This window comes from Modicisalibacter muralis, from assembly GCF_900102945.1.
GTDB lineage: Bacteria > Pseudomonadota > Gammaproteobacteria > Pseudomonadales > Halomonadaceae > Modicisalibacter > Modicisalibacter muralis.
Window position 1 is genome coordinate 198,697 of the sequence record NZ_FNGI01000004.1, and the last position, 21,943, is coordinate 220,639.

Sequence of the window (21,943 nt, forward strand, 5' to 3'; positions counted from 1 at the left end):
CTGCTTAGCCTCACCGGCGCTTACACCGCGGCGGCACCACTTACGATCTCGGAAATTTCCTGGGTAATCGACGCCTGACGCGCCTTGTTGTACACCAGTTGCAAATCGTCGATCAGGTCGCCGGCGTTGTCGGTCGCACTCTTCATCGCGATCATGCGCGCCGCCTGCTCGCAGGCCGCATTTTCGACGACCGCCTGGTACACCTGCGATTCGACATAGCGCACCAGCAGCTTGTCGAGCAGGGCCTTGGCGTCCGGCTCATACAGGTAGTCCCAGCTTGCGGGACGGGCTTGTTCGTCGTCGTCATCCTTGGGGGGAGCGACCAGGGGTATCAGCTGACGCACGGTCGGCTTCTGGGTCATGGTGTTGACGAACTCGTTGTTCACCACGTACAGCCGATCCAAATCGCCTTCATCGAAGGCGTCCAGCATCACCTTGACGCTACCGATCAGATCCTTGGCCTCGGGCGCTTCGCCGAGGCCGCTCTTGGCCGCCAGCAGGTTGCCGCCGTAGTTGCGGAAGAAGGCCCCGGCCTTGCTCCCGATAGCCACGAAATCGACCTCGACGCCCTTGTCGCGCCACTGCTTGGCGTCCTTGACCACCGCCTTGAACAGGTTGACGTTCAAGCCGCCGGCCAGGCCCCGGTCGCTGGAAACGACGATATAACCGACACGCTCGACCTCACGCTCGATCATATAGTCGTGGCGATACTCGGGGTTGGCCTTGGCGATATGCCCCACGACCTTGCGGATCTGCCGGGCATAGGGCTGGCTGGCCGTCATCCGGTCCTGTGCCTTACGCATCTTCGATGCAGCGACCATTTCCATGGCGCTGGTGATCTTCTGCGTATTCTTGATGCTCCCGATCTGGGTGCGAATCTCTTTTGCAGCTGCCATCGCGATCTACCTTATTCGTGGCCCTCGGGGAAATTCACGGGCCCGACTCGGCGGGCCCATGGGATTTACCAGGTCTGAGTGGCCTTGAATTTCTCGACGCCCGACTTGAGACCGTCTTTGATCTCGTCGTCGTAGTCGCCTTTCTGGTTGATCTTGTCGAGCAGCTCGCCATGCTCGGCGCGCATGTAATCATGCAGGGCCGTCTCGAAGTCGAGTACCTTGTTGACGTCGATATCGTCCAGAAAGCCTTCGTTGGCGGCGAACAGCGAAATCGCCATCTCGGCCACGGACATCGGCGAGTACTGCTTCTGCTTCATCAGCTCGGTAACGCGTTGTCCGTGCTCGAGCTGCTTGCGAGTCGCTTCGTCCAGATCGGAAGCGAACTGCGAGAACGCCGCCAGTTCGCGGTACTGGGCCAGCGCCAGACGCACGCCGCCACCCAGTTTCTTGATGACCTTGGTCTGCGCCGAACCACCCACCCGCGACACCGACAAGCCGGCGTTGATCGCCGGGCGAATGCCGGAGTTGAACAGGCTGGTCTCGAGGAAGATCTGACCGTCGGTGATCGAGATCACGTTGGTCGGCACGAACGCCGAGACGTCGCCGCCCTGAGTCTCGATCAATGGCAGCGCGGTCAGCGAGCCGGTCTTGCCGGTGACCTTGCCATCGGTGAACTTCTCGACGTAGTCGACATTGACGCGCGCGGCGCGCTCGAGCAGACGCGAGTGCAGATAGAAGACGTCGCCCGGATAGGCTTCACGGCCCGGCGGACGCTTGAGCAGCAGCGAGATCTGACGATAGGCCCAGGCCTGCTTGGTCAGATCGTCGTAGACGATCAGCGCGTCTTCGCCGCGGTCGCGGAAGTATTCGCCCATCGAACAACCGGCGTACGGCGCCAGGAACTGCATGGCGGCGGGGTCGGAGGCACCGGCGGCAACCACGATGGTATGTTCCATGGCGCCGTGTTCTTCGAGCTTGCGCACCACGTTGGCGATGGTCGATTGCTTCTGGCCCACCGCGACGTAGATACAGGTGACGCCCTTGCCTTTCTGGTTGATGATCGTGTCGATCGCGATCGCCGATTTGCCGATCTGGCGGTCGCCGATGATCAACTCGCGCTGGCCGCGACCGATCGGCACCATGGCGTCGATCGATTTGAGGCCGGTCTGGATCGGTTGGTCGACGGACTGGCGCGTGATGACGCCCGGCGCGACCTTCTCGACCGGATCGGTCATCTTGGCGTCGATCTCGCCCTTGCCGTCGATGGGCATGCCGAGGGCGTCGACCACGCGGCCAATCAGCTCGGGACCCACCGGCACTTCGAGGATGCGCCCGGTACACTGGGCGGTCATGCCCTCCTCGAGTTCCTGATAGTCGCCGAGTACCACGGTACCGACGCTGTCGCGCTCGAGGTTGAGCACCATGCCGAAGATGCTGCCCGGAAATTCGATCATCTCACCGAACATCGCATCGGCCAGGCCGTGGATCTGCACGATGCCGTCGGAGACGCTGACGATGGTGCCCTGATTGCGGGCCTCGGATGCGACATCCAGCTTCTCGATACGCTGCTTGATGATGTCGCTGATCTCGGAAGGATTCAGTTGCTGCATGCCATGTCCCTCAGACTCGGACGGAGAGCGCGTCGTGTAGGCGGGCCAATCGACCGCGTACCGAACCGTCGATGACGGTGTCGCCGGCACGCAGGATGACGCCACCCAACAGGGCGCTGTCCACCTGAGTGGTAATGGAGATTTCGCGGTTCAGGCGCTTGGCCAGGGCACTCGCGAGCGTGTCTTCCTGCTTGGCGTCCAGCGGATAGGCGGAGACGATGGTCACGTCCATGCGCTTTTCCTGCTGGGCCTTGAGCAGCTCGAATTGCTCGGCGATGGCCGGCAGCGCCGCTAGGCGGTTTTTCTGACCAAGGGCATAAAGGAAGTTGCGGCCTTCTTCGCCCAATGCCTCACCGCAGACATCGATGAACAGGTCGGTTTTCGCGGCGCTGGACAACCGGGGGTTGCCCAGCACATCGGCACGCATGGCCTCGTCATCGGCGACCTGCGCCGCCGACGCCAACATGCCGGACCAGGCCTCTAGCGCTCCCTGGGCGTGCGCGAACTCGAACGCCGCCTTGGCGTAGGGTCGGGCGACGGTAGACGTTTCAGCCATGGGTCACCTCCTCAAAGCTCGGCCGCGAGTTTGTCGACGAGTTCGCGATGCTTGGCCTCGTCGATGGAGGATTCCAGGATCCGCTCCGCACCCTCGATGGCGAGTCGCGATACCTGGGCACGCAGCTCTTCCTTCGCGCGGTTGACTTCCTGCTCGATCTCGGTTCGGGCGTTGGCAATCATGCGTTCGCCTTCCTGGCGGGCATTGTCGCGCGCCTCCTCGATCATCTGGTTCGACCGCTTATGGGCTTGCTCAAGGATTTCCGCTGCCTGTTCCTTGCTCTCGCGCAACGTCTCGTTGGCCTGCTCCTGGGCCACTTCGAGGTCGCGGTTGGCACGGCTGGCAGCGTCCAGGCCATCGGCGATCTTCTTCTGGCGTTCCTGCAGAGCCTGCATGACCGGAGGCCATACGTACTTCATACAAAACCAGACGAAGACCGCGAAGGCGATGGCCTGACCGATTAGGGTTAGGTTCAGATTCACGCCAGCACCTCTCGCTTCACAGGTTTGGGGTTACATTCACGGTGGGTCATGACGACCGACCGCGAGTTAACCGACAAACGGATTGGCGAAGGTGAAGAACAGCGCAATACCGACACCGATCATGGTCACGGCGTCGAGCAGACCGGCGACGATGAACATTTTCACCTGCAGCTGCGGAATCATTTCCGGCTGACGCGCGGCGCCTTCCAGGAACTTGCCGCCCAGGATACCGAAGCCGATGGCGGTGCCCAGTGCGCCCAGACCGATCAGCAGAGACACGGCGATGGCGGTCATGCCCAGAACTTGTGCTTCCATGATTTACTCCAGTTTCAGTCGAGTGGTTTAGCGGGTTAAGGGTTAATGGATTACCAGGATCAATGCTCTTCGATCGCCAGACTCATGTAGACGATGGTGAGCATCATGAAAATGAAGGCCTGCAATACGACGATCAGGATATGGAACACCGCCCAGGGGAAGTGCAGCGGTAGCTGCCACAGCCCGAGCAGAGCAATCAGGATGAAGATCAACTCGCCGGCATACATGTTGCCGAACAGTCGCAAGGCCAGCGAAATCGGGCGGGCGAGCAGCGTCACCACCTCGAGCAGGAAGTTGACGGGGATCAGCAGCGCCTGCACCAGCTTGTTGTTGGGGGTATTGAACGGATGCAGGGTCAACTCGCCGATGAAGCCCGAGAGCCCTTTGGAGCGAATCGCATAGAAGATCATCAACGCGAACACCGATAGCGACATGCCCAGGGTGGCGTTGACATCGGTGGTCGGCACCACCTTGAAATAGACGTGCGCCGGATCGGCGCCGAACAATACGGCGATCTTCTGGGCCAGCATCGGCAAGACATCCACCGGCACCAGATCCATCAGGTTCATCAGGAAGATCCAGCAGAAGATCGTCAACGACAGCGGCGCGATCAATTTGCTCTTGCCGTGGAAGGTTTCCTTCACCGAGTTGTCGACGAATTCGACCATCAACTCGACGAAGTTCTGCAAACCGCCTGGGACGCCGGTGCTGGCGGCCTTGGCCGCCTTGCGGAACACGAACAGGAACAGCACACCGAGAGCGATCGACCAGCCCATGGTGTCGAGGTGAATGGCCCAGAAGCCCATCTCGGCGGCTTGCTCGGCGGAGTGCGCCATCGACCAGCCATGCTCCGGGTGCAGTCCGAAGGTCAGATTTTGCAGGTGGTGCTGGATATACTCCGTCGGAGTCGGATTACTGACTGCCATTGCACTGCCTCGATATCAGGTGTGCGACGGTCCGCGCAGCAGCCAGGGCCCCAGCCACTGCGTGAACAACGTCGCCACGTAAGCGCCAAAGAAGAAAGCGGGGTTTGAAGGCGGCACTGTCACGAACACCAGGGTGAACAATGCCGCCGTCAAACCGAACTTGCCCGCTTCGGCACGATAGAAACTCTTGACGATGTCGCTGGCCAGCCGCGCTCCCTGATAACGGAAGGCGCGCCAGGCGAAATAAGCATTGGGCAGCCAACACACCAGACCACCCAACAATGCCGATAGGGCAGCCCCCCTACCGCCGAGTACGCCGGCCAGTACCACTATCACGAGTACGCTGGTCGCCTGGGCCAATAACAGGCGCGAAAACCGAGGGCGCTTGAGCTGGGCCGGTAGTGAATTCTGGATCATGCCTCCCGGTCCTCAACAAGCGCGTCTGCATAAGGGCGCCCTTGCCAGAATATCCTGTCGTATTGCCGTTGGCGTTGTCCCATTCGACGTTACACCCAAACGAACCTCGGCGGATTATAGGGAAGCACCGCTGCGCGTTCAACCGGACCCGCACCGATTTAGCGCGAACTATTGTCATCTTACGACCAAAGCGCAACGATCTGCGTGCAACAAACATTAACGTGCTAAACAAAGAGATAGATATCAGCCGGCTAACCACGTGCGGGCTCACATCCTTGCTGGCGCGGGAATCAGCGGATATGCGTGAGGATTCCGTCGAGCTCGTCGAGGCTGGAATAGCCGATGGTCACACGGCCCTTGCCGCTACGCCCGTGTACGATGCGCACCGGCGCGCCAAGCAGTTCGCCCAGCTGGCTTTCCAGACGCGCGACATCGGCCGAGGGTTTGGCCGGGGTCTTGTCGGCCGGCTTGCCGGCTTGCAGTTGCTTCACCAGCGCCTCGGTCTGGCGCACGGTGAGATCCTTGTTGACCACCTCGTGCGCAGCCTGGCGCTGGCGGGCACCGGACAACGCCAGCAGCGCCCGAGCATGTCCCATGTCGAGATCGCCACGCTCGAGCAGCGTTTGCACCTCGGGGTCGAGCGATAGCAGGCGCAGCAGATTGGCGACCTGGGCACGCGACTTGCCCACCGCGTCGGCGACTTGCTGTTGGGTCAGTTCGAACTCGTCGAGCAGGCGCTTGAGGGCCATGGCTTCTTCGACCGGGTTGAGATTCTCGCGCTGGATATTCTCGATCAGCGCCAGGGCCAGCGCGGTCTGGTCGTCGACATCGCGCACCACCGCCGGGATGACGTCGAGTTCGGCCAGTTGCGCCGCGCGCCAGCGCCGCTCGCCGGCGATGATCTCGTAGCGATCCTCGCCCACCGGACGCACCACGATGGGCTGCATGATGCCGTGGGTACGAATCGAGTCGGTCAGTTCCTCGAGCGCTTCGGGTTGGATATCGCGGCGCGGCTGAAACTTGCCACGTGCCAACTGGCCGAGCGACAACCGCACGAGACGCTCGCTGGCCTGCCGGTCGACGCCCTCGTCTTCCGCAGACAGGGTGACGTCGACCTGGCCATCGACATCGAGCATTTCGCGGCGGCGAGCTCCGGCGCCGATCAGGGCATCCAGGCCGCGGCCCAGGGCACGTTTGTTACGGGTCATGGATATTCCCTCAGGCATTTCCCGGAATCATAGCGACAAGCGACGGATCAGTTCCTTGGCCAGCACCCGGTGGGCCTGGCTACCTCGCGAGAAGCGTGCGTATTTGGTCACCGGCAAGCCGTGGCTGGGTGCCTCGGCGACCCGCACGTTACGCGGGATGGCGGTCTTGAGCAGGGTATCGCCGAAATAATCGCGCAGTTGCTTGCTGACATCGCGAGTCAGGCTGTTGCGATTGTCGAACATCGTGCGCACGATGCCGAAGACCTGCAGCGAGGGGTTCACGCTGGCCTGAATCTGTTCGACGGTGTCGAGCAGCGCGGATAGCCCTTCGAGGGCATAAAACTCGCATTGCAGCGGAATCAGTACGCCATCGGCGGCGGTCAAGCCGTTGACGGTCAGCATGTTGAGCGACGGCGGGCAATCGATCAGCACTACGTCGTACTCGCTGGCGACGCCGCTGATGGCAGCATGCAGGCAACGTTCGCGACCGTCACGGTCGAGCAGATCGACCTCGGCGGCAGTCAGGTCGGCGTTACCCGGCAGCAAGGCATAACCGGCGTCGGGGCAGTCGAGAATCACCTCGGCGGCGCGTTTCTCGCCGAGCAGCACCTCGAGCACGCTGCCGTCGAGCTCGTGCTTGTCGATGCCACTGCCCATGGTGGCGTGGCCCTGGGGGTCGAGGTCGACCAGCAGCACGCGGCGGTCCAGCGCCGCCATGCAGGCCGCCAGATTGACCGCGGTGGTGGTCTTGCCGACGCCCCCCTTCTGGTTGGTCAAGGCGATGATCTTGGTCACGAGCGACTCCCTTCTCGACAATGATCCCGGCGGTTGATCTAACCCACGCGCTGTAGCCGCAGCAAGTGGCGGCTTGCCTCGTCGCCGGGCACCTCGAGTGCGCGGCGCTCCACTAACATCACCGTTGGCGGCAACCCGGCCAGTTCATCCTCGCAGGCTGGGCCCTTCATCGCCAGCCATTCACCGCCTTCGGCCAGCAAATGCTCGGTCAGCATAACGAAATCGCCCAAGCTGGCGAAGGCGCGCGATATCACCTGATCGAATGCCGGCGCGGCGAAGCGCTCCACGCGCTGCTGTAGCGGGGTGACGTTGGCCAGCCCCAGTTCGAGTATCGCCTGGCGTTGAAAACGCACTTTCTTGCCATTGCTGTCGAGCAACGACACCGCCAGCTCGGGCTTCATGATAGCCAGCACCAGACCGGGAAAACCCGGGCCGGCGCCGACATCCAGCAATCGCGGCCCACGTATGGCGGATAGCACCGAGGCGCTGTCGAGCAGGTGCCTGGTCACCATCTCGTCGGGCGAACGTATCGCGGTGAGGTTATAGGCGCGATTCCACTTGTGCAACAACGTGAGCAACGCCAACAACCGTTCGCGCTGGCGTGCGTCGACATCGATGCCCAGCTCGGCGAGCCCACTGTCGAGGCGCCGCTCGTGGCTTGACGTCATGCATTCACCGCGCGCTGGTCATCGAGCAGGCGACGCTTCTTGAGGTGAATCAACAGGATCGACACTGCCGCCGGCGTGACACCGGAAATCCGCCCGGCCTGGGCCAGCGTCTCGGGACGCGCGGCACTTAGCTTCTGGCGGATCTCGTTGGACAGCCCCTCGACCCGCTGATAATCGAGATCGGCCGGCAGTGGCGTGGCTTCGTGACGCTTGAGCTTGTCGATTTCACCCTGCTGACGCTCGATGTAGCCCTGATACTTGGCGCGAATCTGGACCTGTTCGGCCACCGCTTCGTCATCGACCGGCTCGCCCTTCAGGTCGGCCAGATCGGCGTAACCGAGCTCGGGGCGCCTGAGCAGTTCGAGCAGGTTGTATTCACGACTCAGCGGCTTGGGCAGCTTGGCCGCGAGTCGTTGGGCCTCGGCGGATTGCGGTTGTATCCAGGTATCGCTCAGCCGAGCGCTCTCGCGCTCGATCGCCTCGCGCTTGGTCTCGAAAGCGGCCCAGCGGGCGTCATCGACCAGCCCCAGACGGCGCCCGCTCTGGGTCAGGCGCAAATCGGCGTTGTCCTCGCGCAGCAGCAGCCGGTACTCGGCACGCGAGGTGAACATGCGATACGGCTCCTGGGTACCGAGGGTGATCAAATCGTCGACCAGCACGCCGAGGTAGGCCTCGTCGCGGCGCGGGCACCAGCTTTGTTCGCCGCGTGCGCGCCGCGCGGCATTGAGGCCGGCAAGCAAGCCCTGGGCGCCGGCTTCCTCGTAGCCGGTAGTGCCGTTGATCTGTCCGGCAAAGAACAGGTTGTGGATAAATTTGGTTTCCAACGAGTGCTTGAGATCGCGCGGATCGAAGAAATCGTACTCGATGGCATAACCCGGCCGGGTAATGTGCGCGTTCTCCAGGCCAGCGATCGAACGCACCACGCGTAGCTGGATATCGAACGGCAGCGAGGTCGAAATGCCGTTGGGATACAGCTCGAAGGTATCGAGGCCTTCCGGTTCGATGAATATCTGGTGGCTGGTCTTGTCGGCGAAACGGTGGACCTTGTCCTCGATCGATGGGCAATAGCGCGGCCCCACGCCTTCGATCACGCCGGAATACATCGGCGAACGATCGAGATTGGCGAGAATGATCTCGTGAGTGCGCTCATTGGTATGCGCGATATGACAACTCACCTGACGCGGATGGTCGTTGCGCGAGCCGAGATAGGACATCACCGGCGTGGGGGAATCGCCGGGCTGTTCCTCGAGGTTCGCAAAATCGATGCTCTTGGCATCGAGGCGCGGCGGCGTGCCGGTCTTCAGTCGATCGACCCGGAACGGCAATGCACGCAGGCGTTGCGCCAGGGCGTTGGCCGGTGGATCGCCGGCCCGCCCGCCGGCGTGATTATCGAGCCCGATATGCATCACGCCACCGAGGAAGGTGCCGGTACACAGCACCACCGTTTCGCCATGAAAGCGGATACCGGTCTGGGTGATCGCGCCACGCACGGTGTCGCCATCGACGATCAGATCGTCGACGCCCTGTTGGAACAGCGTCAGATTGGGCTGGCTTTCCAGCATGGCGCGAATGGCTGCCTTGTAGCGCACGCGATCGGCCTGGGCACGCGTCGCGCGTACCGCCGGGCCCTTGCGGGCATTGAGCACGCGAAACTGGATGCCGCCCTGGTCGGTGGCCAGCGCCATGGCGCCGCCCAGCGCATCGATCTCCTTGACCAGATGGCTCTTGCCGATCCCGCCGATCGCGGGATTACAGGACATCTGGCCGAGGGTCTCGATGTTATGCGTCAGCAACAGCGTTTGGCAGCCCATGCGAGCGGCGGCCAGTGCGGCTTCCGTTCCCGCATGGCCCCCGCCTATGACGATAACGTCAAAGCGGTTGGGGTAATCCACGATGTACCTCGACTTGCGCCCGTGGCGCGCGGTTATTTCGGTGAGCTGAAATCAAGCCGCCCAGTATAACGTCCCTGTGGGTAACCGTCAGGGGTTTTCCACATGCGGGTTTCACCGTCCAAGGGAGTCGTCCCTTAGTTATTAAAATAAGTATAAAAAGAAAGAAGTTCTGTTGTGGTTGTAACTACTAGTGTGGACACTTTCAGTGGGTAAGCGGTTTATTTTTATATTTTTCATGGAGTTGAAATGTTGATAAAACATTGTAAAAGCGGTCGGGTTGCTGCGTACATCCGCTGGGCTTGCTGTGGACCGAATGACTCGTTGTGCACATGCCGAATCATGCCAAGCTTATCCACCGCTGGCTACCGACTCTGTGAGCAGGTTAGTCAACAGCTCGCCCGATATTGCTGAAAAGTCCAGCCCCGGCGGGTTGGCGATGAGATATCGGTGTCTAGCGAGAAATTTTATCCACAGACCCAAAAGACCCACGTGAAGGGTCATTCCGCGCTCATGCAAAGCCGTGCGGCGAAGAATCGGCGCCTAACAACGCAAGAATCCGCCTCGATGGGCGGATCCTTGCGTTGCGATAGACGGAGAACTCGTAGCGGAATCTAGTGCTTGAGCACGCGTGACAGGAAGGATTGCGTGCGCTCGTTTTGCGGGTTGTCGAGAACCTCATGGGGTGGGCCCTGCTCGACGATCTGGCCGCCATGGATGTAGATCACCCGGTCGGCGACCTCGCGAGCGAAGCCCATTTCGTGAGTGACGATCATCATCGTCATGCCGTCATTGGCGAGCGTGCGCATGGCATCCAGCACCTCGCCGATCATCTCGGGATCCAGCGCCGAGGTCGGCTCGTCGAATAGCATCAGCCGCGGCTCCATGGCCAGAGCGCGTGCCAGCGCCACGCGTTGCTGCTGACCGCCCGAGAGCTGGCCGGGATGCTTGGCCGCCTGATCCTGTATGCCGACCCGCTCAAGCAGCTTGTGGGCCGTTTGCAGCGCCTTGTCGCGTGGCCAGCCGCGTACCTTGATGGGTGCCAGGGTGACGTTGTCGAGCACCGATAAGTGGGGAAACAGGTTGAACTGCTGAAACACCATGCCGACTTCGGTGCGAATGGTCTGCAGCGATTTGCCGCTCTTGCCGTAGGGCAATAGCTCGTTGCCGTCGACTTCGATATTACCGCTCTGGAACTCCTCGAGGCCGTTGACGCAGCGAATCAGCGTCGATTTGCCCGAGCCGCTGGCGCCGACGATCACGACGACCTCGCCGGGCACCACTTCGAGATCGATATCCTGCAGCACATGCAGATTGCCGAAGTGCTTATTGACCTTCGCCAAGCGTACGATGGGTGGCTGCTGAGCGGTTTCTTGCGCGGCTTCGCGCGTTTCGTCGTTCATTGCTTGGATCCTTTACTGACCGACCAAACCCCTGCTTTCGAGCAGGCGCAGGGCGTAGGAGAGACTCAGCGTAATCACCAGGTACAGCATTGCCACCATGAAATAGACCTCCAGTGCGGTGAAGGTGGTGGCGATATAGATCTGACCCTGGCGGACCAGTTCGCCGACCCCGATCACCGAGAACAGCGAGGTATCCTTGATGCTGACGATGCCCTGGTTGCCGAGCGCCGGAATCATGCGGCGCAGTGCCTGAGGCCAGATGATGTAGCGAAAGGCCTGGGGGCGCGACAGGCCAAGCGAGAGCCCGGCTTCGCGCTGACCCTTTTCGATCGACTGTACCCCACCACGCACGATCTCGGAGATATACGCGCCGGCATTGAGCGCGATGGCGGCGATCCCCGCGGTTAGCGCGTTGATCGGGCCGCCGAGAATCTGTGGCAGGCCATAGAAGATGAACAGCACCTGCACCAGCACCGGCGTGCCGCGGAAGATTTCGATATAGGCGATGGCCGGCCAGCGCAGCAGGCGTACCGGGTTGATGCGTAGCAGGCCGAAGACGATGCCGATCACGAAGCCGATGGCCAGGCCACCGAAGGAGATAAGCAGGGTCCAGGGGATCCCTTCGAGCAGGAAGGGAATGGAGTCGATGGCGGCCTGCCAGTCGAACTGGAAAGTGACGTCCACGTCGGATTCTCCAGGCAGGAGCACCCAAGGATGCAGCCTGCGTTGGGTAAAAACGAAAAAGGGCCGGGCGCTTTGGCCACCCGGCCCCGTTCATAACGGTTATGGCTTATTCAGCGGAAGCGTCTTCGCTGGGCGCCTCGCCAAACCACTTGGTGTAAATTTCGTCGTAGGTGCCGTCTTCCTTCATCGAAGCCAATGCCTTGTTGGTTGGCTCGAGCCACTCGCTGCCGGAGGTGAAGACGATACCGTACTGCTGGCCCTCGTAGAGCGGACCGACCACCTTGGCACGGCCTTCGCCCTTGGTCTTGGCGAAATAGCCGACGTTGGGCGCATCGTAGAAGACCGCGTCGACGCTACCGCCCATCAATGCCAGGTACATGTCGGCGCTGCCCGGGTACGGCTTGATCTCGGAACTGTCGCCGAGATGCTTTTGCAGGTAATCGTAGCTGGTCGAGCCGATCTTGGTGCCGATGCTCATACCTTCCAGGTCGCTCAACTCGTCGACGCTATCGTTGCTGGCGGGCACCAGGATGCGCAAGCCGGAATCGTAATAGGGATCGCTGAAATCGACGACCTTGTCGCGCTCTTCGGTGATGGTGATCCCGGCGATGGCGATTTCGGCATTGCCGGTCTGGACGGCGGGGATGATACCGTTGAAGTCCATGGTGCGCAGATTCATCTCGAACCCGGCGCGATCGGCGACCTCACGGATGATATCCATATCGAAACCGACCATCTTGCCGGTTTCCTTGTCGAGCATCTCGAAGGGCACGAAACTGGGGTCGGTAACCACGCTAACGGTGTTCTCGTCCTGGGCGAGTGCCGAGGCCGAAACGCCCAGGCCGAGAGCCATGGCGCCTATCAGTGTAGCCTGCTTAAGAAGATTGCTTTTCATGGGGTTCCCCAATTAGAAATGTTATTCATGGAACGCGTCTTTTACCTTGGCGAGTTCGCGGGAAACCGTCAAGCGGCAGGCGGGAGATGCCGCTTGTGAGTGGCTAATACGAAATGCTGATGCGGGTTTACACCATGAACGAGGAGCCGCAGCCGCAGGTGGAGGTGGCATTGGGGTTCTTGATCACGAAACGTGCGCCGGCCAGGCCCTCCTCGAAGTCCACGGTGGAGCCGACCAGGTACTGGTAGGACAACGGGTCGACGACCATGCCGACATCGTCGATTTCGATGACGGTATCGTCGTCCGCGGTCTGCTCGGCGAAGTCGAAGCCGTACTGAAAGCCTGAACAGCCGCCACCGGTGACGAACACCCGCAGCTTGAGCGCCGGGTTATTCTCCTCGGCGGCCAGCGCGCGCAGGCGTCGTGCGGCGGAATCGGTAAGCAATAGCGGCGTGGGGGCAAAGGATGCGGCACCGCTCATAGGGGGCCTCCCGTGTTGATAATGAGGTAATGCGATAAGGCATTATCCGCAATCCCGAGCAAAAGGGTCAACTTTTACTCGGTAACGTCTTGATCCTGATACACCGGGTCGCCTTCCCTGCCAACTCAGGGCAATAGCGCCGGGGCCTGCATGCCGGTCATTTCAGGGAAGCCGAACATCAGGTTGAGGTTCTGCAAGGCCTGGCCGGAGGCGCCCTTGACCAGGTTGTCGATCACCGACAGCACCACCACGGTGTCGCCGTCAGCGGGGCGGTGCACCGCCAGGCGGCAGAGATTGGAGCCCTTGACGCTGCGGGTCTCGGGATGGCTGCCTGGCGGCATGACGTCCACCGCCGGCTCATCGGCGTAGCGTTCCTCGAAAAGCGCCTGCAAATCGTCGGCGTTGCCGGTCAAGCGGCCATATAGCGTGGCATGAATGCCACGAATCATCGGCGTGAGGTGGGGCACGAAGGTGAGTCCCACCGGGGCGCCGGCGGCATGCACCAGGCCCTGGCGAATTTCCGGCAGGTGGCGATGGCCGCTGGTGGCGTAGGCCTTCATCGATTCACCGGCCTCGGCCAGTAGCGAGCCGACCTTGGCACCGCGCCCGGCGCCGGTAACCCCGGTTTTGCAGTCGGCGATGATGCGATCGATATCGATCAGCCCTTGCTCGAGCAGCGGCAACAGGCCGAGCTGCACGGCAGTCGGGTAGCAACCCGGTACGGCAATCAGTCGGGCGCCGCGAATACGCTGGCGATTGACTTCGGGCAGCCCGTAGACGGCCTGGTCGAGCAGTTGCGGTGCGCCATGCGGTTGGCCGTACCAACGCGACCATTCATCGGCATCGGCGATGCGAAAATCGGCGGACAGATCGATCACCCGGGTACCGCGCTCGAGCAACTCGCCGGCCAGCGCGTGGGCGACGCCATGCGGCGTGGCGAAGAACACCGCATCGCACTCACCGAGGCGCGCGGGATCGGGTTCGCTGAAGGTCAGTCGGTCATAGTGGCCACGCAGGTTGGGATAGAGATTGCATACGCTCAGCCCGGCCTCCGAGCGCGAGGTGATGACATCCACATCGACCTCGGGATGCTGTGCCAGCAGGCGCAGGAGTTCGACCCCGGTGTATCCAGTGCCACCAACGATACCGACCTTGATCACGGTGTACTCCTTGAAGGGAATGGAAAGATGCCGTTCGTTCGAAAACGTCGCTCTGAGGGTATGATACACAAGGTCATGGGCCTGCATTCAATGTCATCTGGCGATAGTGTAGGTAACTTTCGCTATAAGGATTTTTTCGCGTGTCTCATCCGCGTTTGCCCAAGCCGAGTCTCGAACGCTTTCGTCGGCAACTCGCCAGTGTCGATGCGCTGCCGCAGCTTTGCCTGCTCGGCCTGGTATCGGGGCTGATAACCGGTGCGCTGATGGTGGCCTTTCGGTCGCTGCTGACGCTGGGTGCCTGGGTTTTCATGCCGCATGGTGATATCGAGGCGTTCGAGGCCTTGCCTGCGGGCGTGCGTTCATTGATGCCGCTGATCGCTGTTGTGTTGATCGGTGCCTGGTTATGGCGTCAGCCGGCCGGTGCGCGCAAGGTGGGCATCGCCCATGTCATCGAACGCCTGACCCATCATCAGGGTCGCCTGCCGCTACGCAACTGGATCAATCAGTGGTGGGTCGGCGTGGTTTCGGTACTGGGCGGGCTCTCCGCCGGGCGCGAAGGCCCGGCTATCCATCTTGGCGCGGCGGCCGCCAGCGGGCTCGGCCAACGCCTGAGCCTGCCGCACAACAGCCTGCGCGTGCTGGTGGGCTGTGGCACGGCGGCGGGCATCGCCGCTTCGTTCAACACGCCTATCGCCGGGGTCATCTTCGCCATGGAGGTGGTGGTGATGGAGTACACCATCGCCGGCTTCATGCCGGTGATCCTGGCATCAAGCATGGGTGCTGTGGTCGCGCAACTGGTCTATGGCCCGGAGCCGGCCTTCCCCATCCCCGGCTTGCACCTGCGCTCGCTGCTCGACCTGCCGTGGATCGTGGTCAGCGCACTGGCGATCGGCCTGCTCGCCGGGCTGTTCGTCAGGGTGGCGCAGGGCCACGAGCAGTTGCAGCGCTTGCCGGTGTGGTGGCGCTTTTCGCTGGTCGGCGCGCTGGTGGGTGGCGTCGCCTGGTGGTATCCGCAGGTTCAGGGCATGGGTTACGACACCCTCGGCCTGACGCTGACGACATCGCTGCCCATCGACGTGCTGGTAGCGGTGGCCATCGGCAAACTGCTGCTGACTGCCCTGGCCGTGGCCTGCGGCATTCCGGTGAGTATCATCGGCCCGATCCTGGTGATGGGGGCCGCCGCCGGCGCATTGTGTGGCATGCTGGGCGGGTTTTTGATGCCGCTGTCGGCCTCGGGGCCCGAAGTCTACGCGATGCTTGGCATGGCGGCGATGATGGGCGCGGTGCTGCAGGCGCCATTGGCGGCCTTGATGGCGCTCGTCGAGCTGACTCACAATCCCAGTATGATTCTGCCGGGGATGCTGGCGGTGGTGGTTGCGGGCCTCGCGGCACGCCAGTTGTGCGATTGCCGGGGATTTTTCATTACCCAGACGCAGCATGGCCTGCATCCGTTGCAGCAGCCACTGATGCAGGCGTTGTCGCGGGTTTCGGTACCGGCGGTGATGGATCGCAAGCTGACCATTAGCCCGCGTCGGGTCGATCGCGAGGCCGCCGAGGAGCTGCTTGGCGGCAAGCCGACCTGGGTGATCATCGTACGCTCCAGCGACGACAAGCCGGCCCTGGCCTTGAAGGCCGCCGATCTGGCTCGGGCGCTGCTCGACGAGCAGCTCGCCGAGACCGCGGCGTTCGATCTCCTGGAGATTCCCGGTCAGCGGCTCGAGCTGGCGTCGATCCACCCACAGGCGACGCTCGGCGAAGCCTTCGACCGCCTGGACGAACACGCCGTGGATGCGCTCTACGTGGAGGCGTCGAGCGCGCCGCTGAGCGGCAGGATTTCCGGTATCATTACTCGCGACGCCATCGAGAGCTACTATCGGTATAGGCGATGAATGAGTGCTGCACGCGATAAACGGACGCCTAGGTCCTTGAAGGAGCCGGAATGTACTTGTGGGTGAAAGCGTTTCATCTGATCGCCGTGGTGACCTGGTTCGCCGCGCTGTTCTACCTGCCACGGCTGTTCGTCTATCACGCCATGGCGCGCGACAAGGGCGATAGCCAGGCCATCGAGTATTTCCAGGTGATGGAGCGCAAGCTGTATCGCGGGATCATGACGCCGTCGATGATCGCGGTGCTGGTGCTGGGAGGCTGGCTGTTGCTACTGGTGCCCGGCCACCTGAGCAATGGCTGGATGCACGTCAAGCTGCTGTTGGTAGCCTTGCTTATCGGCTATCACCATGTGTGCCTGGCTTACATGAAGAAACTGGCGGCGGGAGCCTGTCTGAAATCGCCGAAATTCTTCCGGCTGTTCAATGAGGCACCGGTGATCGCGCTGGTTCTCATCGTCATCCTGGCCATGGTGAAGCCGTTTTGATGAATGCTGCCAAGCTTCCCGTGGTGCTGGTCATGGCCGGGCACGATCCCACCGGCGGCGCCGGGCTGATCGCCGATGCCGAAGCGGTTGCCGCCTGTGGTGGCTGGCCACTGAGCATACCCACCAGCCTCACCGTACAGAGCACCCGCGATGTATTGCGCGTGATGCCTTGCCCCGCCGACGGTATCCGCGATATGGCCTGGGCGCTGCTCGACGAGTTCGAGGTTTCGGCGATCAAGGTCGGGTTGATCGCCGACGAGGCGACGCTCGATGCCATCGAGGACGTAGTGCGCGCCTGCCCGGGAATCCCGCTGGTGGTGGATCCGGTGCTCAGGGCCGGCGGCGGAAAGAACTTATCCACAACCGCGCTGATCGACGATTTCCGCCGGCGTCTGCTACCGCTTGTGGATATTCTCACGCCCAACCGCGCTGAGCTGGCATGGCTTGCCGGCGAACACGGCAACGACGATGTCGAGCGCGTGGTGGCGTTGATGTCGCTGGGTTGCCAGGCACTGCTGGTCACCGGCACCGATAGCCCGGTACCCGGCGTACCCGAGGACACGGTAATGAACACCCTGCACACGCCGGACACCAGCCGCCAATGGCACTGGCCGCGACTGGCGGCGAGCTATCACGGTTCGGGTTGCACGCTGGCCGCCGCGCTGGCTGCTCGGCTGGCCGTCGGCGAGCGCCTGGTCATGGCCTGCGAACAGGCCCAGCGCTTTACCTGGGAGAGCCTCAGGCATGGTTGGCGTCCGGGTAATGCCCAGGCGCTGCCGCGCCGCTTCTGGCAATCCCCGGTGCTGCCCAGGGAGCCGCGGCCATGAGCGCCAACGATTGGACGCGAGGCATCTATGCGATCACCGATGCCGTGCTGCTGCCCGATGACGCGCAATTGCTGGGCGCCTGCGAAGCCGCCCTGCGCGGCGGTCTTGCGCTGTTGCAGTACCGCGACAAGTCGACCGATGACGTTCGGCGCTGGCGACAGGCGCGAGCCTTGGCGGCGCTATGCACCGAGCATGGCGTGCCGCTGATCGTCAATGACGACCTGGCTCTGGTCCGTCGTCTGCGCGTGGAAGGGTTCAACGATGTCGGATTGCATCTGGGTCAGCGCGATGGCTCGTTGCGCGAAGCCCGCGAGCGCTTGGGTCCTGATGCGATCATCGGCGCCACGTGCCACGCGCGGCTCGATTTCGCCGCGCGCGCCGCCGCCGATGGCGCCAGTTATCTGGCCTTCGGGCGGTTCTTCGTCTCGCGCACCAAGCCCGAGGCACCGCCGGCTTCGCTCGAACTGTTGGCCCGGGCAGGACGTTTCGGCTTGCCACGGGTAGCCATCGGCGGTATCGATAGCGACAATGCTAGCACTGCGCATGCCGCCGGTGCCGAGCTGCTGGCGATGGTTCATGCGGTATTCGGTGGCAAAGACCCCGAGGCTTGCGTCCGCGAACTGAACCTCTGCCTGAAGCGTCACGCGGCGAAATTTATCCACAGGATATGAACGCAGAGTTATTCGACCTGTCCAGAGAGTTATCCACAATTTTGGCGAAAACCGTGATGAGGCAACCATGATCACTTCCGCACAGCTCTTCGAACTGGCCTGCCGACACATTCCCGGTGGGGTGAATTCGCCGGTGCGTGCCTTCAAGGGCATGCAGCGGCCTCCGGTATTCATCGAGCGCGCGCAGGGCGCCTATCTGTTCGATGTCGAAGGCCAGCGCTATGTCGACTACGTCGGTTCATGGGGCCCGATGATTACCGGCCATGCCGACCCCGAGGTGCTCAGCGCGGTGCGCAGCCGCCTCGATGCCGGCTTGTCGTTCGGTACGCCGACCGCTATCGAAACCAGCATGGCCGAGCTGATCTGCGAGATCATTCCTTCGATCGAACTGGTGCGCATGGTCAACTCCGGCACCGAGGCGACCATGTCGGCGATCCGCCTGGCGCGTGGCTATACCGGACGCGACAAGATCGTCAAGTTCGAGGGCAACTACCATGGCCACTCGGACTCGCTGCTGGTCAAGGCCGGCTCCGGGGCGCTGACCCACGGCGAGCCCAGTTCACCCGGCGTACCCGCGTCGCTGGCCGAACATACCGTGACGCTGCCCTATAACGACAGCGAGGCGGTGCGCGAGTGCTTCGCCGAGATCGGCGATCAGGTGGCCTGCATCATCGTCGAGCCGGTGGCCGGCAACATGAACTGCATCCCGCCGCTGCCGGGCTTTCTCGAGACCCTGCGCGCGGTATGCGACGAGTACACCAGCGTGCTGATCTTCGACGAGGTGATGACCGGCTTCCGCGTTGCGCTGGGCGGTGCCCAGGCGCATTACGGCGTGACCCCGGATTTGACCTGCCTGGGCAAGATCGTCGGTGGCGGCATGCCGGTGGGCGCCTTCGGTGGCCGGCGCGAGATCATGCAGCAGATATCGCCGCTGGGGCCGGTCTACCAGGCCGGTACCCTGGCCGGCAACCCGCTGGCGATGGCCGCGGGCATCGCGCTACTTGGCAAGATTCGTCAGCCGGGCTTCCACCAGGCACTGGCGCAACGCGTCGATACACTGTGCGACGGGCTGTCCGAGCGTGCCGCATCGGCCGGGGTGGAGATGCTCACCCAGCGCGCCGGCGGCATGTTCGGGGTTTTCTTCACCGGTCAATCGCGGGTGGATAACTTCGCCCAGGCCACGGCTTGCGACGGCGAGGCGTTTCGGCGCTTCTTCACCGGCATGCTCGAGCATGGCGTGTATCTGGCGCCCTCGGCGTATGAGGCCGGTTTCCTATCCAGCGCGCATACCCCGGAAGACATTCAGGTCACCCTGGATGCGGCGGAGAAAGTCTTCATGGCGATGGCCAGGCTGTGAGTTTTTGAATAACGCGGGGAGAACACGGTGAGCCAGGCCCTGATAAAAGCGCTGCACGACGCCGGCTGTTATGACCACCCGGTGGCTGACGTGGAAGTCTTCGAGACGCATATCTCGTGGATCGTGCTGACCGGCGATTTCGCCTACAAGGTCAAGAAACCGCTGGATTTCGGCAGCTTTCTGGATTTTTCCAGTCTGGAGAAACGCCGCCGGCTATGCGAACAGGAGGTACGGCTCAACCGTCGCCTGGCCCCTTCGCTGTATCTCGAGGCGGTACCGATCTCGGGCACGCCCGATGCGCCACGTATCAACGATGCATCGGCGCCCTTCGAGTACGCCGTAAAGATGCGCCAGTTCAGCAATCGCCTGCTGTTCAGCAACCTGCAAGCCAGCGGCGAGTTGTCGCTGGAGCTGCTCGACGATCTGATCGATCAACTGGTGGCCTTCCACGAACTGGCCGAGCGGGTGCCCGAGGGCAGCGATTTCGGCTCGCGGCAGGCCATGCAACGCATCGTCGAGCGCGAATTCGAACTGATCGGCGCGCGCCTCGATAGCGATGCCGACCGTCAGCGTCTGGTGCATCTGCGTACCTGGACCGAGGAGGCGTTCGCGCGCTTCGATGCCGAGTTCGAGCGCCGCCGTCGCGAGGGTTTCGTACGCGAGACCCATGGTGACGTGCATCTGGGCAATGCCGTGCAGCATGAAGGCCGTGCGCTGATGTTCGATGGCATCGAGTTCAACGAGGAACTGCGCTGGAACGACGTCGGCGGCGACCTGGCCTCTTTGCTGATGGATCTCGAGGCGCGAGGTGAAAACGCCTTTGCCCATCACGCGTTGAATCGCTATCTGGAACTCTCTGGCGATCACAGCCTGTTGCGGCTGTTGCCATTCTATAAGTTGTATTGGGCGCTGGTGAAAGCCAAGGTCGATATGCTGCGTTATCACCAGGCCGAACTGCATCCCGCCGACCGCCCGGCGGTCATCGCCGATTATCGCCGTCACATCGAACTGGCGCGACGCTATAGCGAGTTCACCTTTCCTTATCTGGTGATCGGTGTCGGCGTGTCGGGAAGCGGCAAGAGTCGATTCACCGGCGAGATGGTACGCCGCCTGGGGGTGGTAAGGCTGCGTTCGGATGTCGAGCGCAAGCGCCTGTTCGGATTCGAGCCGCGGGCCAGTAGCGCGCAGCAGGGTGTGGATATCTATCACAGCGAGGCTACCGAACGAACCTATGCGCATCTCGCCAAACTAACCGGCATCGTGCTCGAAGCCGGTCTGCCGGTATGTATCGATGCCACCTGTCTCAAGCGGGCCCAACGCGATCGGCTGCGTCACGAAGCCGAGGGGCGTGGTTTGCCGGTGCTGATGGTCAGCTTCGAGGCCGACGAAGCGACGCTGCGCGCGCGTATCGAGAAACGTGCGCGTCGCGGTGGTGATCCATCGGAAGCAGGGCTGTCGGTACTCGAGCGGCAGCTCGCCAATCTGCAGCCATTCTCCGACGATGAGCGCCTACACCTGGTGCACCTGGATACCACCGCTGAAAATGCCAACCTGACGCTGGTTGGATTGATTCAGGAGCATCTACGGCTGAACTGAATGCGGGTGAAACCCTTGGCCGGTTCACTGGTAACATGGCTTTCGTTATCGTACCTGAGCCGACTTACCGACATGCACCGGTGGCGCGCCGAGGTTCTGGCGTGCCCAGTTCATGGCCTGGATACGGTTGTGTACCTTGATCTTGCGGAAGATATTGTAAAGATGCGATTTCACCGTATGCTCGCTGACGAAGAGTTTTTCGGCGATTTCGGTATTCGAGGCGCCGGAGCCGAGCAGGCCGATGATTTCCAACTCCCGGTGGGTCAATCCACAAACCGGGCGATAGGCGTTGAGCTGCTGGCGACGATAGAATTCGATCAGGCGAGTCATCAGCGAGCGTGACATCCATAGGTCGCCTTCCAATAGCGCGCCGATGCCTTTACAGATCAGGGCAAGATTGTCACGACGATAGAAAACTCCCTGCAGGTGCAAGGAAGAAAGCACGTCGGCGGCATGGTCTTCATCCTTGAGGTTGAAGGCCGCCAATGCCATCGTCGGGCATTCAGCGGTCTTTCCGTGCCACTGTTGCATGCAACTCTCGTCGACATGGTCGGCATCGAGCAGCACCAGCATCTTCTCGCAATCGATATGCGCGGCCGAATCATGCGGTCCCAGCGCGGTGATCTGACAATCGAGCTGCTCGCCGATGTAGTCGATGAATAGCTGGGATTGAGGGTTACAATCAGTTACAAGAAGTATCATCACATTCTCTTGGCTCATGGCTCTTACTCCGGAA

At 62.1% G+C, this 21,943-nt stretch carries 23 protein-coding genes; 6 read left to right on the top strand and 17 right to left on the bottom strand.

Going from position 1 to position 21,943, the window contains the following annotated elements:
• Window positions 1-20 precede the first annotated feature (20 nt).
• The 16 genes from atpG to argC form a co-directional block, all read right to left on the bottom strand.
• Window positions 21-896, bottom strand: coding sequence for a F0F1 ATP synthase subunit gamma (atpG, locus tag BLR92_RS09480; protein WP_089727867.1), 876 nt, complete (start codon window positions 894-896; stop codon window positions 21-23).
• Between the two features lie 65 nt (window positions 897-961).
• The gene (atpA, locus tag BLR92_RS09485) at window positions 962-2,506 is read right to left on the bottom strand and encodes a F0F1 ATP synthase subunit alpha (RefSeq protein WP_089727869.1); all 1,545 of its coding nucleotides are present in this window, start codon (window positions 2,504-2,506) and stop codon (window positions 962-964) included.
• Between the two features lie 10 nt (window positions 2,507-2,516).
• Window positions 2,517-3,062: a F0F1 ATP synthase subunit delta gene (locus BLR92_RS09490; RefSeq protein ID WP_089727871.1), complete on the bottom strand. Its 546-nt coding sequence runs from the start codon at window positions 3,060-3,062 to the stop codon at window positions 2,517-2,519.
• 11 nt (window positions 3,063-3,073) lie between these two features.
• The gene (locus tag BLR92_RS09495; protein WP_089727873.1) at window positions 3,074-3,544 is read right to left on the bottom strand and encodes a F0F1 ATP synthase subunit B; all 471 of its coding nucleotides are present in this window, start codon (window positions 3,542-3,544) and stop codon (window positions 3,074-3,076) included.
• 66 nt (window positions 3,545-3,610) lie between these two features.
• Entirely contained in the window at window positions 3,611-3,859 is a 249-nt protein-coding gene (gene atpE / locus BLR92_RS09500; RefSeq protein ID WP_011508579.1) for a F0F1 ATP synthase subunit C, read from the bottom strand.
• Between the two features lie 59 nt (window positions 3,860-3,918).
• Window positions 3,919-4,785 carry a F0F1 ATP synthase subunit A gene (atpB, locus tag BLR92_RS09505; protein ID WP_089727875.1) on the bottom strand — a complete coding sequence of 289 codons (867 nt, stop codon included), beginning with the start codon at window positions 4,783-4,785 and terminating at the stop codon, window positions 3,919-3,921.
• A 15-nt stretch (window positions 4,786-4,800) separates the two neighbouring features.
• Entirely contained in the window at window positions 4,801-5,202 is a 402-nt protein-coding gene (locus BLR92_RS09510; RefSeq protein WP_089727877.1) for a F0F1 ATP synthase subunit I, read from the bottom strand.
• Between the two features lie 290 nt (window positions 5,203-5,492).
• Window positions 5,493-6,410 (bottom strand): ParB/RepB/Spo0J family partition protein, encoded by a 918-nt coding sequence (locus BLR92_RS09515; protein WP_089727879.1) that lies wholly within the window; start codon window positions 6,408-6,410, stop codon window positions 5,493-5,495.
• A 27-nt stretch (window positions 6,411-6,437) separates the two neighbouring features.
• Entirely contained in the window at window positions 6,438-7,205 is a 768-nt protein-coding gene (locus BLR92_RS09520) for a ParA family protein (RefSeq protein ID WP_089727881.1), read from the bottom strand.
• A 38-nt stretch (window positions 7,206-7,243) separates the two neighbouring features.
• Window positions 7,244-7,873 (bottom strand): 16S rRNA (guanine(527)-N(7))-methyltransferase RsmG, encoded by a 630-nt coding sequence (rsmG, locus tag BLR92_RS09525; protein ID WP_089727882.1) that lies wholly within the window; start codon window positions 7,871-7,873, stop codon window positions 7,244-7,246.
• A complete protein-coding gene (mnmG, locus tag BLR92_RS09530; protein ID WP_089727884.1) occupies window positions 7,870-9,765 on the bottom strand; it encodes a tRNA uridine-5-carboxymethylaminomethyl(34) synthesis enzyme MnmG in 1,896 nt (631 codons plus the stop codon). The genes rsmG and mnmG overlap by 4 nt, the downstream gene beginning before the upstream one ends.
• A 611-nt stretch (window positions 9,766-10,376) precedes the next feature.
• Window positions 10,377-11,165, bottom strand: coding sequence for an amino acid ABC transporter ATP-binding protein (locus BLR92_RS09535; protein ID WP_089727886.1), 789 nt, complete (start codon window positions 11,163-11,165; stop codon window positions 10,377-10,379).
• A 12-nt stretch (window positions 11,166-11,177) separates the two neighbouring features.
• On the bottom strand, window positions 11,178-11,849 hold the full coding sequence (locus BLR92_RS09540; protein ID WP_089727888.1) for an amino acid ABC transporter permease: 672 nt from the start codon (window positions 11,847-11,849) through the stop codon (window positions 11,178-11,180).
• Between the two features lie 106 nt (window positions 11,850-11,955).
• Complete coding sequence (locus BLR92_RS09545; RefSeq protein ID WP_089727890.1) at window positions 11,956-12,744, bottom strand: transporter substrate-binding domain-containing protein; 789 nt, start codon at window positions 12,742-12,744, stop codon at window positions 11,956-11,958.
• A 127-nt stretch (window positions 12,745-12,871) separates the two neighbouring features.
• Window positions 12,872-13,225, bottom strand: a complete 354-nt coding sequence (erpA, locus tag BLR92_RS09550) for an iron-sulfur cluster insertion protein ErpA (protein WP_089727891.1) — start codon at window positions 13,223-13,225, stop codon at window positions 12,872-12,874.
• A 125-nt stretch (window positions 13,226-13,350) separates the two neighbouring features.
• Window positions 13,351-14,385: an N-acetyl-gamma-glutamyl-phosphate reductase gene (gene argC / locus BLR92_RS09555; RefSeq protein WP_089727892.1), complete on the bottom strand. Its 1,035-nt coding sequence runs from the start codon at window positions 14,383-14,385 to the stop codon at window positions 13,351-13,353.
• 140 nt (window positions 14,386-14,525) lie between these two features.
• On the opposite strand from argC, the gene BLR92_RS09560 reads away from it, so the two are divergent.
• The 6 genes from BLR92_RS09560 (at window position 14,526) to BLR92_RS09585 (ending at window position 21,207) form a co-directional block, all read left to right on the top strand.
• Entirely contained in the window at window positions 14,526-16,274 is a 1,749-nt protein-coding gene (locus tag BLR92_RS09560) for a chloride channel protein (RefSeq protein WP_089727894.1), read from the top strand.
• 50 nt (window positions 16,275-16,324) lie between these two features.
• On the top strand, window positions 16,325-16,756 hold the full coding sequence (gene hemJ / locus BLR92_RS09565; protein WP_089727896.1) for a protoporphyrinogen oxidase HemJ: 432 nt from the start codon (window positions 16,325-16,327) through the stop codon (window positions 16,754-16,756).
• A complete protein-coding gene (gene thiD, locus BLR92_RS09570; protein ID WP_089727898.1) occupies window positions 16,756-17,583 on the top strand; it encodes a bifunctional hydroxymethylpyrimidine kinase/phosphomethylpyrimidine kinase in 828 nt (275 codons plus the stop codon). Before hemJ ends, thiD begins: the two co-directional genes overlap by 1 nt.
• Window positions 17,580-18,254 (top strand): thiamine phosphate synthase, encoded by a 675-nt coding sequence (gene thiE / locus BLR92_RS09575; RefSeq protein ID WP_089727900.1) that lies wholly within the window; start codon window positions 17,580-17,582, stop codon window positions 18,252-18,254. The genes thiD and thiE overlap by 4 nt, the downstream gene beginning before the upstream one ends.
• Before the next feature lie 67 nt (window positions 18,255-18,321).
• Window positions 18,322-19,611 (top strand): glutamate-1-semialdehyde 2,1-aminomutase, encoded by a 1,290-nt coding sequence (hemL, locus tag BLR92_RS09580; RefSeq protein ID WP_089727902.1) that lies wholly within the window; start codon window positions 18,322-18,324, stop codon window positions 19,609-19,611.
• Between the two features lie 27 nt (window positions 19,612-19,638).
• On the top strand, window positions 19,639-21,207 hold the full coding sequence (locus BLR92_RS09585) for a bifunctional aminoglycoside phosphotransferase/ATP-binding protein (protein WP_089727904.1): 1,569 nt from the start codon (window positions 19,639-19,641) through the stop codon (window positions 21,205-21,207).
• 45 nt (window positions 21,208-21,252) lie between these two features.
• Here BLR92_RS09585 and BLR92_RS09590 read toward each other — a convergent pair whose 3' ends face one another.
• Window positions 21,253-21,927 (bottom strand): LuxR C-terminal-related transcriptional regulator, encoded by a 675-nt coding sequence (locus BLR92_RS09590; RefSeq protein ID WP_089727906.1) that lies wholly within the window; start codon window positions 21,925-21,927, stop codon window positions 21,253-21,255.
• Window positions 21,928-21,943: the final 16 nt, after the last annotated feature.

Coding starts and splice junctions, on each gene's coding strand:
- BLR92_RS09490 (WP_089727871.1), bottom strand. CDS start 3,062: ATGGCTGAAACGTCTACCGTCGCCCGACCCTACGCCAAGGCGGCGTTC.
- BLR92_RS09515 (WP_089727879.1), bottom strand. CDS start 6,410: ATGACCCGTAACAAACGTGCCCTGGGCCGCGGCCTGGATGCCCTGATC.
- atpB (WP_089727875.1), bottom strand. CDS start 4,785: ATGGCAGTCAGTAATCCGACTCCGACGGAGTATATCCAGCACCACCTG.
- BLR92_RS09535 (WP_089727886.1), bottom strand. CDS start 11,165: ATGAACGACGAAACGCGCGAAGCCGCGCAAGAAACCGCTCAGCAGCCA.
- thiD (WP_089727898.1), top strand. CDS start 16,756: ATGAATGCTGCCAAGCTTCCCGTGGTGCTGGTCATGGCCGGGCACGAT.
- BLR92_RS09510 (WP_089727877.1), bottom strand. CDS start 5,202: ATGATCCAGAATTCACTACCGGCCCAGCTCAAGCGCCCTCGGTTTTCG.
- rsmG (WP_089727882.1), bottom strand. CDS start 7,873: ATGACGTCAAGCCACGAGCGGCGCCTCGACAGTGGGCTCGCCGAGCTG.
- atpA (WP_089727869.1), bottom strand. CDS start 2,506: ATGCAGCAACTGAATCCTTCCGAGATCAGCGACATCATCAAGCAGCGT.
- atpE (WP_011508579.1), bottom strand. CDS start 3,859: ATGGAAGCACAAGTTCTGGGCATGACCGCCATCGCCGTGTCTCTGCTG.
- hemJ (WP_089727896.1), top strand. CDS start 16,325: ATGTACTTGTGGGTGAAAGCGTTTCATCTGATCGCCGTGGTGACCTGG.
- BLR92_RS09590 (WP_089727906.1), bottom strand. CDS start 21,927: ATGAGCCAAGAGAATGTGATGATACTTCTTGTAACTGATTGTAACCCT.
- hemL (WP_089727902.1), top strand. CDS start 18,322: ATGATCACTTCCGCACAGCTCTTCGAACTGGCCTGCCGACACATTCCC.
- thiE (WP_089727900.1), top strand. CDS start 17,580: ATGAGCGCCAACGATTGGACGCGAGGCATCTATGCGATCACCGATGCC.
- atpG (WP_089727867.1), bottom strand. CDS start 896: ATGGCAGCTGCAAAAGAGATTCGCACCCAGATCGGGAGCATCAAGAAT.
- BLR92_RS09545 (WP_089727890.1), bottom strand. CDS start 12,744: ATGAAAAGCAATCTTCTTAAGCAGGCTACACTGATAGGCGCCATGGCT.
- erpA (WP_089727891.1), bottom strand. CDS start 13,225: ATGAGCGGTGCCGCATCCTTTGCCCCCACGCCGCTATTGCTTACCGAT.